At 43.0% G+C, this 14,228-nt stretch carries 15 protein-coding genes; 4 read left to right on the top strand and 11 right to left on the bottom strand.

The features are described from left to right. The first annotated feature begins 4 nt into the window (after positions 1-4). Genes N7974_RS00360 through N7974_RS00350 form a run of 3 tightly spaced genes read left to right on the top strand, consistent with a single transcriptional unit; the run spans position 5 to position 1,981 of the window. Positions 5-358: a DUF2069 domain-containing protein gene (locus N7974_RS00360; protein WP_262963729.1), complete on the top strand. Its 354-nt coding sequence runs from the start codon at positions 5-7 to the stop codon at positions 356-358. After that, on the top strand, positions 355-1,068 hold the full coding sequence (gene hda / locus N7974_RS00355; protein ID WP_262963728.1) for a DnaA regulatory inactivator Hda: 714 nt from the start codon (positions 355-357) through the stop codon (positions 1,066-1,068). The genes N7974_RS00360 and hda overlap by 4 nt, the downstream gene beginning before the upstream one ends. After that, a complete protein-coding gene (locus N7974_RS00350) occupies positions 1,058-1,981 on the top strand; it encodes a ketopantoate reductase family protein (RefSeq protein ID WP_262963727.1) in 924 nt (307 codons plus the stop codon). The genes hda and N7974_RS00350 overlap by 11 nt, the downstream gene beginning before the upstream one ends. Here the strand turns inward: N7974_RS00350 and N7974_RS00345 are convergent. From N7974_RS00345 to N7974_RS00310, 8 genes are all read right to left on the bottom strand, one after another. Further along, entirely contained in the window at positions 1,971-2,474 is a 504-nt protein-coding gene (locus N7974_RS00345) for a DUF3455 domain-containing protein (protein ID WP_262963726.1), read from the bottom strand. The genes N7974_RS00350 and N7974_RS00345 overlap by 11 nt on opposite strands. 165 nt (positions 2,475-2,639) lie before the next feature. Continuing rightward, positions 2,640-3,221 (bottom strand): superoxide dismutase [Fe], encoded by a 582-nt coding sequence (gene sodB / locus N7974_RS00340; RefSeq protein WP_243221195.1) that lies wholly within the window; start codon positions 3,219-3,221, stop codon positions 2,640-2,642. Between the two features lie 395 nt (positions 3,222-3,616). Further along, on the bottom strand, positions 3,617-3,970 hold the full coding sequence (locus N7974_RS00335) for a hypothetical protein (protein WP_243221194.1): 354 nt from the start codon (positions 3,968-3,970) through the stop codon (positions 3,617-3,619). 64 nt (positions 3,971-4,034) lie between these two features. After that, a complete protein-coding gene (locus N7974_RS00330) occupies positions 4,035-7,817 on the bottom strand; it encodes an AAA family ATPase (protein WP_262963725.1) in 3,783 nt (1,260 codons plus the stop codon). Beyond that, positions 7,817-9,058, bottom strand: a complete 1,242-nt coding sequence (locus tag N7974_RS00325; protein ID WP_262963724.1) for an exonuclease SbcCD subunit D C-terminal domain-containing protein — start codon at positions 9,056-9,058, stop codon at positions 7,817-7,819. The genes N7974_RS00330 and N7974_RS00325 overlap by 1 nt, the downstream gene beginning before the upstream one ends. A gap of 242 nt (positions 9,059-9,300) precedes the next feature. Continuing rightward, positions 9,301-9,711 carry a type II toxin-antitoxin system VapC family toxin gene (gene vapC / locus N7974_RS00320; protein ID WP_262963723.1) on the bottom strand — a complete coding sequence of 137 codons (411 nt, stop codon included), beginning with the start codon at positions 9,709-9,711 and terminating at the stop codon, positions 9,301-9,303. Between the two features lie 2 nt (positions 9,712-9,713). Next, positions 9,714-9,905, bottom strand: a complete 192-nt coding sequence (locus N7974_RS00315; protein ID WP_262963722.1) for a type II toxin-antitoxin system VapB family antitoxin — start codon at positions 9,903-9,905, stop codon at positions 9,714-9,716. Between the two features lie 48 nt (positions 9,906-9,953). Then, on the bottom strand, positions 9,954-10,352 hold the full coding sequence (locus tag N7974_RS00310) for a thiol-disulfide oxidoreductase DCC family protein (RefSeq protein ID WP_262963721.1): 399 nt from the start codon (positions 10,350-10,352) through the stop codon (positions 9,954-9,956). Positions 10,353-10,621: 269 nt separating this feature from the next. Between N7974_RS00310 and mepA the strand changes: the two genes are divergently transcribed. After that, positions 10,622-11,470, top strand: coding sequence for a penicillin-insensitive murein endopeptidase (gene mepA / locus N7974_RS00305; RefSeq protein ID WP_262963720.1), 849 nt, complete (start codon positions 10,622-10,624; stop codon positions 11,468-11,470). Positions 11,471-11,697: 227 nt separating this feature from the next. On the opposite strand, the gene N7974_RS00300 is transcribed toward mepA, so the two are convergent. The 3 genes from N7974_RS00300 to N7974_RS00290 all read right to left on the bottom strand — a co-directional run bounded on the left by N7974_RS00300 (position 11,698) and on the right by N7974_RS00290 (position 14,074). Beyond that, positions 11,698-12,801, bottom strand: a complete 1,104-nt coding sequence (locus N7974_RS00300; RefSeq protein ID WP_262963719.1) for a hypothetical protein — start codon at positions 12,799-12,801, stop codon at positions 11,698-11,700. A 194-nt stretch (positions 12,802-12,995) separates the two neighbouring features. Beyond that, a complete protein-coding gene (locus tag N7974_RS00295; RefSeq protein ID WP_262963718.1) occupies positions 12,996-13,433 on the bottom strand; it encodes a fatty acid desaturase in 438 nt (145 codons plus the stop codon). Beyond that, positions 13,433-14,074 (bottom strand): fatty acid desaturase, encoded by a 642-nt coding sequence (locus N7974_RS00290; RefSeq protein WP_262963717.1) that lies wholly within the window; start codon positions 14,072-14,074, stop codon positions 13,433-13,435. The genes N7974_RS00295 and N7974_RS00290 overlap by 1 nt, the downstream gene beginning before the upstream one ends. Positions 14,075-14,228 lie beyond the last annotated feature (154 nt).

The raw sequence follows: 14,228 nt of genomic DNA, 5'->3' as shown, positions 1-14,228 counted from the left end.
ATTAATGAATATAAAACCCGTTTATTATCACACGATGGCATTGGCCGGTTTTTTTGGTCTGTTTGCCTTATTAATGCTCTGGAATACGGTGTTGGTGCCCTCCACCCGCTTTCCCGTTGCCGTAATGTTATTAATCACCGTGACACCATTGTTACTGCCATTACGGGGTTTTTTAAACCGTAACCGCAGAAGTTGTAACTGGATGGCTTATGTCAGCATGATATATTTTTTACATGGCTCGATAGAAACTTATGCCAGCACGACTAACCGCCTGTATCCCTGTTTGGAACTCATCCTTAGTGTCATGTTGTTTTTGGGCACAACACTCTATGTACACTTTTCAGGAAAACAGGGATGACCAGAACAAAACAACAGCCATTACACTTCGAGTTTAGGGCCAACCAGACTTTTGATGATTTTTTCCCCGGTAGTAATGTGGAAATAATTGATCACTTACAAAAAAGTATTACCGGTAACGGTGAGTCGCAGATTTTTCTCTGGGGCCAAGCAGGACTGGGTAAAAGTCATTTGCTCCAAGCCTGTTGTCATCAGGCACAAAGCCTGCAACTGAGCTCATTCTATTTTGCACTATCGCCCTCGGAACTGCCTGATCCTGCGTTATTAAAAGGACTGGATAAGTTTGATATCGTTTGTTTCGATAATATTGAACACATTGCCGGTGATTCTGTGTGGGAAACGGCTTTTTTTAATTTCTTTAATCTGCATCGTGATCAGGACCACACTCTTATTTTATCGGCAGCCTGTCCACCCAATGAAATTGCCATCCGGTTACCCGACCTTAAAACCCGTCTTAACTGGGGACTGACCCTAAAAATACCGCCCTTATCTGATGATGACAGAATTACTGCGTTAATCTTTAAAGCCGACCAAATGGGCTTTGAGATATCGCCTAAAGCCGGTCGCTTTCTACTCACGCATTATGACAGAAACTTGTCTTCATTATGGGTGCTGCTAACAAGACTGGATAAGGCGTCACTGGCTGCCAAACGTAAATTAACCCTCCCGTTTTTAAGACAAATTCTACGCGAAGAACCTCATGACGACTAAAGTCCTCATTATTGGAGCCGGAGCAATTGGCGCATTTTACGGTGCATTACTTGAAAAAGCAGGCGCAGAAGTTGCTGTCGTCTGTCGTTCTGATTATGAACAGGTCAAACAACATGGCTTTAATATTAATAGTCATATATTGGGAACCTGGACTTTTACTCCGTCACAAGTTCTAAAAAATACCGCCGATTATCAAGGTACAGCCGATTACGTTTTACTTTGCACCAAGGTCATCCCCTCAGTGGATCGGGTGGCATTGATACGCCAGGCAGTGAGCGCCAATACCGCAATTGTGTTTATCCAGAACGGCGTAGAGATTGAGCAGGAAATTGTTGACGCTTTTCCTGATAATGAAATCATTAGCGGCCTGGCCTTTATTTGTTCCAATCGAACAGGGAAAGGTGAAATATTACATCTGGCTTATGGCCGACTGGCTTTAGGTAACTTACCGGGCTTTGTTAGTGATAAAACCGCATACCTTTGTGAGTTATTCAGACAAGCGGGAATTGAATGCACTACGACCGAAGCTATTGTCACCGAACGCTGGAAAAAATGTGTCTGGAACGCGCCCTTTAATCCTTTGTCGGTACTATCAGGAGGCTTACCAACGCTGGCTATCCTGCAATCTCAGGAAGCTTTTGTACGCAGTATTATGCAGGAAGTTTGCCGTATAGCCAAAGCGACAGGCCATCAACTGCGTGATAATATAGTTGACGTTAATATAGAACACACTTATAAAATGCCTCCGTATAAAACCAGCATGTTACTGGATTATGAAAACGTTCAGCCGATGGAAACTGAAGCCATCATAGGCAATGCGGTACGGGCAGCGAGACGAGAAGGCATAGAAACACCTTATTTGGAATCAGTCTATGCGTTGATGAAACTAAGGGAACTAAAACTTAATGCTTAGTATAAAAAATATAATTAGCGGTATAAGCCACGCGTTTTTCAGCACCCAGATGATTTGAATCACATCCCGACACAGGCGCCAAACCCCCGTGAGTGTTAACCCTGTTAATAAAGCTCACGTCCGAAAATAAACCCTTATCCTTATGCGATACTATCTCAACCAGTAACCAAGAAATAGAAGTCTCTGGTGCAACATCGATTTTATTAAGCACGCGTCCCACGACTTGGCTACCATCCTTGTATTCCCAAACGGGGCCGGCATAATGCTTACCGACAAGCTGTCCTTGGTTATCAACTAATTTCGCATCAGGTGCCCGTAATTGCCAGGAATAAACGCTGTCGTTTAATGAGCATTGATAAATCTGATCGCCTTTCGCATCCACCGTTAAAACAGGAAGATTGCCAACAGGTGGTTTAATTTGCTCAGGTATTGAAACTTCGGCACAAACGATTGCAGGTAGAAAAGCCCCTAAAAGCATCAGCTTTTTAATCATGATTTTTACCTGTGATAAATTTTATGGCGGCAGTTATTAAAGCAACTATCGATAAAATATTTTTGCATTAAAGGTTTTGAACAAATGACAACAACCATTAACCCAAACCTTCAGTAGTGCAAAAAGCCTTCTGCATCAAAAGATACAGAAGGCTTTTTTATTGAATTAAGCTGAATAATTTGCTTGAGCAAAATCCCAGTTAACTAATGCCCAAAATGCTTCCAGATAGGCTGGACGTGCATTACGGTAATCAATGTAATAAGCGTGTTCCCAAACATCACAAGTCAATAAAGGCGTTTGTCCTGCGGTTAACGGGCAAGCAGCGTTGCTGGTGCTTACCAATGCCAAACTGCCATCAGCATTTTTGACCAACCATGCCCAACCTGAACCAAAAGTGGTTACTGCACATTTGGTAAATTCTTCTTTAAATTTTGCAAAAGAACCAAAGGTAGCGTTAATTGCAGTCGCTAATTCACCTGTTGCTTCGCCGCCGCCATTTGGAGTCAGGCAATTCCAATAAAAGCTGTGATTCCAGACTTGTGCTGCATTATTAAAAATGGGGCCTGAAGATTTAACCATAACTTCTTCCAGAGACAAGCCGTCAAACTCGGTGCCTGGAACAAGGTTATTCAGATTGGTCACATAAGTTTGGTGATGCTTACCATAATGGTACTCTAAAGTTTCTTCTGAAATATGTGGTGCCAATGCATTTTTAGCATAAGGTAAAGCAGGAAGTTCGAAAGCCATTTGAGAGTCCTCAATAAAAGGGTTAAAAAATCGATTTTACTACCGGCTATTAAAAATAAATACCCAGCAATTTGATAAGTCATTACTTTAGCACTGCTGGCCCATTAAATAAAGCAGGACTTTTATCAACATGAACAACTTCGCCACTTAAAGGGGCAATACTACTGCTCCTGATAAGTTGGTCATGAATGAAGTACACAGTACTATTTCTGATCGCTGGTTGCAGATTCTACACGCAATACCAAACTTGATCTGTGCGTTGAAGAACATAGTAGAAATTAGTTTACGATGCACATTACGATAGTTGATTTTAATCAAAGCAAAGCAAAACTGTCCAAAATCTTGCAATAATCAGTAAATTCCGGAACAAATTTACTTCAAGTGAGAGCCAAACTTCATCGTTTCAAATCCTCATCGTCAATATGAAATTGATGGAGCATCCGATGCGTTATGGGTGCAACCACAATCCCCATTATGGCTATAAATACCAGCCCGCTAAAAAGGGCATAACCGGCAGCAAACATTTTTGCTCCCGTTGTAACCAGCGGATTAACAGGCCCCATTCCGCCTAGAATCATGGAAGCCTCCAGAATGGAATCAACCCAATCAAGTCCGGCAAGGTGATGATAGCCCATAATCCCAATCAATAAAGCAACGGCAATCAGGATGCCCGCCATCGCAGCAGAAACTGCCATTCTTTTGACAAAAACGGATAGTGGAGCCAATTTTTCGTGCTTGAATTCAAACATTTTTAACCTTTAGTATAGCGCCTAGAATGGGTATGACTGCATAGCTTGCATACCAAATAGCAATTTAATATCCCCCAACAACCACAACACTACTTCGTCCCCCGCCCTGTTTTTCAACCACGACTTTAGCACCAATACGTTCAACCAGAATAGGCACATGCGAGATAATACCGACTTTTCTGCCCAAGGCTTGCAGGGTATCCAGACTGGCGATAGCGATATCCAGCGTTTCAGGATCAAGGCTGCCGAAGCCTTCGTCAATAAACAGCGATTCAACCTGGGTTCTGTTGGAGGATAGCGATGCCAATCCCAAGGCCAAAGCCAGCGAGACCAGAAAACTTTCGCCACCGGACAAGCTATGTACGCTGCGTACATCATCAGCCATATCACGATCTATAATCTGCAATTCCAGATCACTACCAGGTACGCGCTGTAAGTGGTAGCGTTTGGCAAAGTCTTCAAGATGTTGATTACTGTGCGCCAGCAAGGCTTCCAGGGTTAAGCTCTGGGCAAATACCCGAAATTTTGCGCCATTGCTGGAGCCTATCAATTCATTCAGACTTTCCCATTGTTGCCAGCAATTTTGTTGGGTTTCCAGCTCGACTTTTAGATGGCTACTGGCGGCAATCTTTTTATCATCTTCCCGAAGCAACAAGACTTGTTCTTCTTTCTGTGAACCCAGATTTTGTTGTTGCAACTGTAATTCAGCCGCTGTTTGGTTGGCGATTTCCTCGGTTATCTCAACTGCCTGACTTTCATGTTGACGACAGTCTTCGGCTTTGATTTTTAACAAAGTCGTCGATTCCTGCAAAGCCTGCTCCAAAACCTGCATCTTGGTTTTCTGTTCGGTCAACCAGGCTTCGTCGTGTTTGAGTAATTCGGTTAACTGCTCAACAGTAATACTGTGTTTTTCCAGCGCCGCATTAAGTGTGGTTAATGCCGTTTCCCGGTTATTTTGTCTACGCGTAGCCTCAAGTTGCCAGTGCTGTTGCTGTTGTTGCAGGCTGGCCAACTCCTTTTCCAGTTGCATGGAAGTATTACCGGCTTGTTGATGAGCAGCTTTTGCGTTCAGTAGCGCTTGATTAATAGTTTGCTCGAAACTGTCCGCTGATAATCCGGCTCCCGAAGCATCCTTCGGCAACAAGCCATCACGCTGGGTTGACAAGGCCAGTTTTTCTTGCGATTTACCCTTGGTTTCAGTTTGTTTGTCTTGATAATATTGCAGGCACTGTGTCAAAGTCTGCGCAATCAGTTTTTCATCTTGATTGATGTCAAGCAGCGCAGTTGTTTCGCTGGCAAGCGCCAACTCGGTTTGCTGAAATTTTTGCACCTTCTCCGTCAATTCAGTAAAGGAACTTTGTAAATAACCCCGCCAGTTTTCCAGTTGTGCAAACGGCACCTGTAATAGCTCAATAATGGCTTGTAGTTGTTTTTCTTGTTGCAAAATAGTGGTGCTGATATGATCAAGATCCGCTTTGTACTTGGCAAGCTGCTTATCCAGTCCGGTATAGTCGTTAGCCAAATTTTCTGTTTTCAGCTTGGTTGTATCAAAGCTTTCTTGGGCGGTTTTTATCTGCTTTTGTAATTCAAGAGCGGTTTTTTCTTGGGCTTTGATAAGCACCAACGCACTCAATAGTTTTTCATTATGCGTATTCAGTAACGGTAAAAGTGCAGCATCGGTAAGTAAATCATCCGGTTTATCAGTAAAGTCTAAAGCACGCCACTCATTGCCTAATAATTCCAGCTTTACCTGTGCTTGCGGTAAAGATGTTGCATAAAGTTGTTGAGTCTCCCGCTCATGAACCAGCGTTTTATTTAATTCTGCACTACTTTTAATGAACGTTTCTTTCAGGCTTTGCAACTCCTTAACCCGGCCTGACTGGGCAGTTATTTGTTCATTAAAGAAAGCGGCTATTGTTCCAAATTCCGAGCTTGGAGATAAGTTACTGTCAATACTATCCTGGTCTTTCCAGGGATGTTCAAGCGCACCACAAACCGGACAAGGTTGATCTTTAATTAATAACTGGCGAAATTGCCCGGCATTTTTATGGGTACTTGCCTGAATCAAGTCCAGCGCTTTTTTGGCTTCCTCAAGCACCAGCTCGTTACTATGTTGTTGCCCCGTGACTGTTTGTAATTGTTCAGTCACACTGCTAATAAGCTGCTCGGTAGCGATTAGATTCTCGGTATCCTGTTTTATACCCTGTTGTAATTCCAGTGCCTGAGTTGCCAAACCCAACGCACTATTCAACAATAGTACGCTATCCTCAAGTGTCTCTTTTTGTTGATACAAAACCTCAAGCGACTGTTCACTGCCCTGCCCTTTCAATTGCTCAAGCTTCGTTAACTGCTGTTTCTGTTGCTGGCGATTTTCATCAATCGCTATTTTTAAGCTTGCAAGAGCCAGCTCGTTTTTATGAGCCAGTCCTTTTAAGTTTTGAGCTTGTAAAGCCTCAGTAGTTTTCTCGGCATTGAGACGTTGATAACGTTCCAGCTCGCCTTCCCAGCGATTCCACTCGGCAGCGATGGGTTTAAGTGCCTGATTTTGCTCCAGCCAAGCGGTTAATTGTGCCAGAGTTGTGGCTTTTTCAGCCTGTTGTTTTAGTAAAGATTGGTGTTGTTGCCGGGCAGTTTGCAGAGCCTTATTTAGCTGGAGTTCTTCAGCTGTCAGGGTATTAATGGCGTTTTCAACAACATCAAGACGGGTATCCAAATCCCGTACCTTTTTTAACAACGGTTGCGCTTGCTGTTGTTGCTGTTCAGCGACTTGCAATTGGTCAAACAAAAGGGTTAGTTGGGCTTTGATCGTTTGCAGGGAGCTTTCAGCGGTTATTTGCAACTGACTGGTATTGTTAAGCGTTTTTTCTGCTGCCAGATAATCATCGTTTGCCGTTTTATAATGGCTTAACAACGGCCTTAACGGCTGCACAGCTTCAATTTTTTGGATCAACAGGCGATCAGCTTCAGCACTGTTCCAATGCTGTTGCTGAGTCGCGTGAACGTCAATAGCTAACTGTTGGGCTTGCCGGTATTTTTTAAGTAAAACATACCAGTCGATGATTTTTTGATTGCCACTAATTTGCAAATCCAGTTCAATTAATTGCTGACTAAATTGATCCCGCTGCTGCTCAAGAATTAAACGCGCCTCGCGCTCCAACGGAAGCTGGTTCTGCATAAGACCGGTAATCCGGTTTAAGGCTTCTTTTTCTGTTCTGGCTCGCTCAAAAGCTTCAATTGACAGTTCGGAATAAATATCAGTGCCGGTTATACGTTCCAACAAACTGGAACGTTCGTCTTTTTTGGCTTTTAAAAAAGCAGCAAAATCACCTTGAGCCAACAACACAGAACGACGAAATTGATCGAAATTAAGGTCAATTAATTCACTGATGGCTTCCAGGGTGTTTCTTTTACCCTGTCCAATCCGCTGGCCGCTATCAATCTTGCTCAGTATGACTTCCTGCGCCTGCAACCTGCCGTTAGCTTTACCTCGTGCTTTACTCACTTCCCAGCGCGCCCGATAGTGATGCTTGTCTTTGCCGATAAAATCAACTTCGGCATAAGCGGTGCTGGTGCCGCGACGCAAGATAGAGCGCACATCGGTACTGTTAACGCGCAAACTTTCATCTTCATCCCTGTGCCCTACCGCAAAACCATGACCATCCGGCAAACGCGGCATTTTGTCATATAAAGCCAGACATAAGGCATCCAGAATGGTGCTTTTACCTGCACCCGTAGCACCGGTAATCGCAAACAAACCGGCTGGTTGCAACGGGCCTTCATCCAATAAAATCTCAAACGGCTCCGCAAGACTGGCCAGGTTTTTTCCTCTAATCGCCAGAATACGCATTATTGCTTGGCCCTGAAATTTTCCAGCAATTCATTAAATAACGTATTCATATTTTCCGGGGCTTCCTGATCAAATTTGTTTTGATAACAACGCTGGAATACATCCAGCGGTTGTAACTCTTCCAGCCTTTCTTCAATGGTTATATCGGCAAGACTTTTATTACTGCCACTGTAAGCGGTCGAGATTTTTAATAAACGCACCGGTAATTTGGCAATGACTTCTTCAACTTGTTGCCGCAAGCCAGGCTCCGGCTTTTCCAGTTTGATTCTTAATTCAACCAACGGTCTTTGCTCTGGCGGCAAGTCATCATTAAAATCCATCGCCTCCAGTTGTTCAAGCACCGTTGACAGCGCGGCAAAATCTTTGCTGTTAGGGATCCTTAACAGATCAATACTACGGGGAATTTTAATGGCAACGGTTTCCACCGGCTGATCTTTTTTAATATCCACTTGAAGCACTTGATGCTGATAATGGCTTTCATCAAAGGACAAGGGAATAGGCGAACCGCTGTAACGAATATGCTCATTAGCGCCAACCTTTTGCGCCAGATGTAAATGACCTAAAGCCACGTAGGCGATGTCTTTCGGAAATAATTCAACCGGTAAGGCGTGCTGGTTACCGCCCAATATTTTGCGTTCACTGAGTTCTGACACACAACCATTCACCATATAGCAATGTCCCGTCAAAATAAGCGCTTCACCCTGCGTTGCCTTGGCCTGTAAGGCAGTAAACAATTCTGTATAAAGCGCTTTAACGCCGGCAATTAACGGTTCGTCTTCTTGGTCATCGGCTCGCAAGTCCGCATTACGCAAAAACGGCATGGCACCGCACCAAACTTTACTATCACCTGCGGCATTGCTTAGTGGTACAAGCAGTCTATCCCAGTTTATAACGCCATCATCACGTACCAAGCCACCGACTACGGTAACGCCCAAGGCATCAAGAATGGATGACGGCGCATCAAGACGACTGGCAGAATCATGATTACCGCCAATCAAGACAATATTAAGAGCAGGTTGCTGCGTTCTGGCTTTAACCAGAAAATCATACAATTGGGTCTGGGCGGCCGCTGACGGATTTGCCGAATCAAAAATATCACCGGCAACAATCAGTGCGTCAGCCTGTTTATTTTGTAGCTCCAGTAGCAACCAGTCCAAAAATAGCTGGTGTTCCAGATGCCGTGATATACCATGTAAATTATGGCCAAGATGCCAGTCTGCGGTGTGAAATAGTCTTAACATGTGCTTTCTGGTGTGGTTATCAAATAATCCGATAATATACTCCGTACGATCATGTTTACGGAGTTTATGATAGGTTATTTTATTCGAGAGCAGGTGCAAAAACAGGCGCATAGCTGGCTATGTAACTGTTTTTGCACCGCGGCTATCAGATAAAACGGCCGATCAGAAAACCGCAAATGTGACCGTGCGGAGTATATAAATAGCTTGTTACCGGAAACAGAGAAGAGAGTTATTTAGATTACTTAATCTGCAGTTATTAAATACAGCTCGATAGGTAGATGTTGCTGATAAAAACCAAAATCCTTATCGCTCGTAAAAATTGGAATGCTTAAGCGCACCGCAACAGCACAGATTAATAAATCTATATGCGATCCCTGTATATCTTTTTGGCGGCATTGATTATAAAACTTGGCAGCAGTAATATAATCATCATCCAGAATTGGCGTATTTTCAAAATAATTCAGCTTTGATCTTAAGGTCTCAAACTTGTTCAGATCACTATAACCTGACAACACTTCCTGTCGAATAGCGCCAATAATCAACACGCGCTGATCGGCTATTAATGTTTTAAGGCTTTTTACCTGAGCCTCAAACTCAGGTTTCTTTGAACGGAGTGCATGAGACCAAATGCAGGTATCAACCAATACTTTCAAGACTATCGCCCCTGCTTATAGTCATAATCTGGATCAGGATCAAATTGACCGAATAAATCAATAAGTTCTAATTGCTTACGGCGAGATATAAACTCTCTTAACGCAGTAACCACAGTATCTTCCTTGGTTTTAAAGTGTCCCACTATTAGTGCTTCATTTATTAAATCATCATCAATGGCAAGGTTTGTAGTCATCCTGTTTATCCTCTATCAAGTTAAGTATTGAAGTAATCAATAGCTCCATTACTTCCCACAGTCACAGGACTTATCGCCTGCGACCAACCGCGCCAAAGGCACGCGGTATTTTGCAAACACTTTATAAATCAAATCAAACAACGGTTTTAATAATGGCCAACCGGTGGGAGCCATTAACCATCCCAAACCTACTGCTTTATACGTTTCACGAAATACTCCCATGCCTTTGATAATCTGGCCATCAGGATAAACCCCGTGAATCTCTGCCATTAATTCATCGTGCGTTTTACCGTAAACAACCGGATCAAAAGCCGCGTCATTAATATCTTGAAACCCAAGCTTTTCGTGTTTATTTCTGACATATAACCAGGCGACTTCTTTACTACAAAGCGGGCATAGCCCATCATAAAGCAACGTAAATTCTATTTTTTTAAGAGCTTTGTTCATGGTATCTCCGTAGCGACAAATGGATTAACTTGCCAGTAAAAATCTTGATTACGTAGCTCACCACAAAGCAAGCGAAGAATTCTGTTTTTCTTTGTATCTCATAATAAATGAGACACTTTTGTTATTTAATTTTTTGTTAAAATGTCCAACATAAATATTTATCTTACCCGGCATTTTCCAGTGTACCGGCAGCATAAACAAAAGCCCACTAATCATCGTATAAAATATCAGTTTTGTTTATTTTGTGCAGCGTTATATCAGGAGATACCATGTTAAAAATTAAGGCACTGTTTTTTACCGGACTCTTGCTGTCAGGAATCATGTCTGAATGCCTGGCATCATCGTTGGCACAGCAGTGGGCAATGGTGACTCAGCCAACTTATTCTATTAGCCAGAGTATAGGCACTTATAATGCCGGTTGTATAAGCGGTGCGGTTTCTGTACCCGCTAACGGTAACGGTTACCAAATGATGCGTTTATCAAGAAAACGCTCTTTCGGTCACCCGGACTTAAAACAGTTTATTGAAAAACTGGGACAAACTGCCGCTACGCAGCAATTAGGATTGTTGCTTATTGGCGATTTAGGACAACCTCGGGGCGGCCCGACCTTAAGCGGACATCGTAGCCATCAATCCGGTCTTGACGTTGATATTTGGTTTTTACTGTCAAAACAGGCCGCGAGTCGAACCCTGGCATTGAATGAACGCGAAACATGGAGCGCACCTTCAGTGCTTGCAGGTCAATCGGATGCCATAAACTACAGCCAGTGGTCACTGGTTCATGAAAAAGTGCTTGAAGTTGCGGCACGCATGCCTGAAGTTGATAGGATTTTTGTCAACCCCAGCATTAAACGTGAACTTTGTATCCGTCACACATCGGAGGGCTGGCTGAGAAAAATTCGCCCCTGGTGGAAGCATGATGATCACTTTCACGTTCGGCTTAAGTGCCCAAAAGATAATAAATACTGCCAGGGACAAGAAGCCTTGCCACAAGGCGATGGTTGCGATGCCGGGTTAAACTGGTGGTTTACGGAAGAAGCCAAACACCCGGCCCCTTCAAAAACACCACCAAAACCATTAGTGCTACCGGCACGGTGTGATGCTGTATTAAAAGAGTGATCTTAAAGCAGGACGTACAGTGCGAGTCTTAACTTTCAAGAGGCGCACGACACACCCTACAGAAAATAATGTCGCGTAAGCAACGAAAGCGTCTATATTATCGAAAAACGGATTACAAAGATTATTCACCACGAAGACACGAAGAAAAATAATCTCTTTTATTCAAGCTATTGAAAACTTGGCGTCCTTCGTATCTTCGTGGTGGCTTGTCTTAAATTATCCCAAGCTTATTTAGCTTCTGCATGTTGCTCTTTACCAGCGATCAGAATACGCGCCAACTTGCGTAAGCCATCAGAGGAAATATCCAACCCAAAAGGTGCGCCTATATTTTCAAGCTCATAAATCACATCGGTAGCCGCTATAAAAGTCATGTAACGTAAACCTTGTATCTCTGGCAACTCTTTGGCCAGCGTTTTTAATTGAGGTGCCAAACGTTGCCAGGTATGGGTAAAAAACACGCGTACCGGATCATCGCCATTAGCATCATGCTCTTTTAATCCCGCCTGAAAACTACTACGCGATTCGAGTAAAATCTCCATCAAGGTATCGCGCAATTCCTGTGATTGAGTATCATCGGATGCCTGTTGAATAGCTTTACTCAAAAACTTGTCCCACTCCTGCCAACTGGCTTGCCATTGTTGTTGTTCGGCATCAGTTAAAGGCGCTGCCGATTTTTTAACGACCAATTTGGCCGGTGCAGTAAAATCCAGTTTAATGGCAACGCCAGTACTGTTGGCATCAGCACTGCTAAATTTTAAGGACTTAAGTAGCTCCTTGATTTCCGCTACATTCTCTTTGGGTAAAAATTCCGTGACTGTTTTTTCAATATCTACACGCGATTCGTTTAAATCAATTTTGACGGCCGACAACTTGGGTTTAACAAAGCGGTTAATCAATTCTTGAATTTGATTGTTACTTATTGACCGACCGTTCGTATCAGTAGCTGTCACTTTGCTAATAGGCAAGCTCAGGACAGACTGGGCCGAACTGATAGTTGGCTGCTGTAGGGTTTCCAAAACCCCACTCCATTCAAACATCGTGACACATTGCCCGCCCATACCGGTTCCAAAACGTGCCTGAAGGTTATTGAGCAGTTTTATTTGACCTGCTTGTCCACTAACTTGCGGATCGGAAAGCTTTAAATAGCTACAGCCCTGCTTGTCATTCCAAAGTTCTGCCGTATTGCCTGCACCTTTATAAACCTGGGTAATTAACGCTTTTTTGATCAAGCTATAATCCAGCTGTACAGGAAGAGTATATTGATTGGCAACACTACTTTTTGCAACAATCATCAGCAGACTAAAAATAGTAATAACGGAACGTGTATTCATGAATTTTATTTTCTCCAGAAAATTGAATGACTGACCTTGCTCTAAAAAACATCTCATAATCAATAAAGCCATTACCAAAGCGTCAATGTTTTCGATACTTCAACACGAACGACCAGTAATGGCTTTAACTTCGAAGATTATGTTAATGGATAGACATTAACGCTTCCTGAATCTTTACCCAATCAATAATAGCGTCAATTTACCGCTGGTTGATTTTTTTTGCGTGGGAGCATTTTAATTGAGCGGAAACTTACCAGTTTTTGCTTCTGCTCATCCCATAAATTTAGCCATAACGATTTAAGGCTTTTACGTAAGGTTAATGGAGTTGCTATCTGTAAGGCCTCTATTTCATTATAACAACGTTGCAAATTATAGTTGGGGATATTAGCCTTGACGTGATGAATGTGATGCAAGCCGATGTTACCGACTATCCATTGCAACACCTTGGGTAATTTATAATAAGAACTCCCTTCCAATCCTGCACGAGTCAAATCCCAACTTTCATGGCGCATCCAGCAAACCCCCTCGTACTGATGCTGGACATAAAACAACCACATCCCGGCACTTGCTGCCATCATGATGATTGGCAACTGAATCAACAGGTAGTTTTGAAAACCCAGCGTCAAGCTCATTATGATAATGATAGACGCAAGTGTAATATTGGTAAGAAGACACTATGGCGCTCACGTTTTTTGGCTCCCTGGCTAGGAAAACGTTGCAGAATCAAAAACAGAACCGTGGGTATAATGCCAAACAGCAACAATGGATTACGAAAAAATCGGTAAGCAAAACGCTTCAGCCAGGATGCGCCAAGATATTCATCTACCGTTAGCGTCCAGATATCGCCCACTCCGCGACGATCCAGATCCCCTGATGCAGAATGATGAATGACATGAGTGCGTTGCCAGTCTTCAAAGGGCGTAAAGGCCATAATACCGGCAATGTAACCTAATAGTCGATTTGCCCTGCGCGAAGGAAAAAACGCGCCATGGCAGCAATCATGAAAAAGGATAAATATACGTACCAAAAAACCGGCAGCCGGTATGGTTAACAATAGGGTTATCCAATAAGGAAAACCCTGTAGTACCGAAAAAATCATCAACGCCCATAGCGCGAGGTAAGGAACAAAAGTATTAAGGATTTGCCAGAAAGCCTTCCGATAATCCGCTTGTGCATATTTCGAAACAGCCTGAATTAAATCTTCGCGGGCAGACTGTTTATTATCGGAACTTGGTGATGTTAACATTTCAAAACGGGTAACTTGTGGTGACATAAAGGGTAATTTAACTCATTAAAACGGGTAGAATTTTGGGTATACCAGCAACCTTCCAGATACAATAGCTTCGCCAATATAGACTTTCAGAAATTAAATTCCCAATTAGCATCGCTGTAAGCTCATACAGATAACATCCCTTGAAGGGACGGTA

Source organism: Methylobacter psychrophilus (assembly GCF_025583945.1).
Lineage (GTDB): Bacteria > Pseudomonadota > Gammaproteobacteria > Methylococcales > Methylomonadaceae > Methylobacter_C > Methylobacter_C psychrophilus.
The sequence above is the reverse complement of the archived record's forward strand: the minus strand, read 5'-3'. Positions and strand labels throughout refer to the sequence as shown.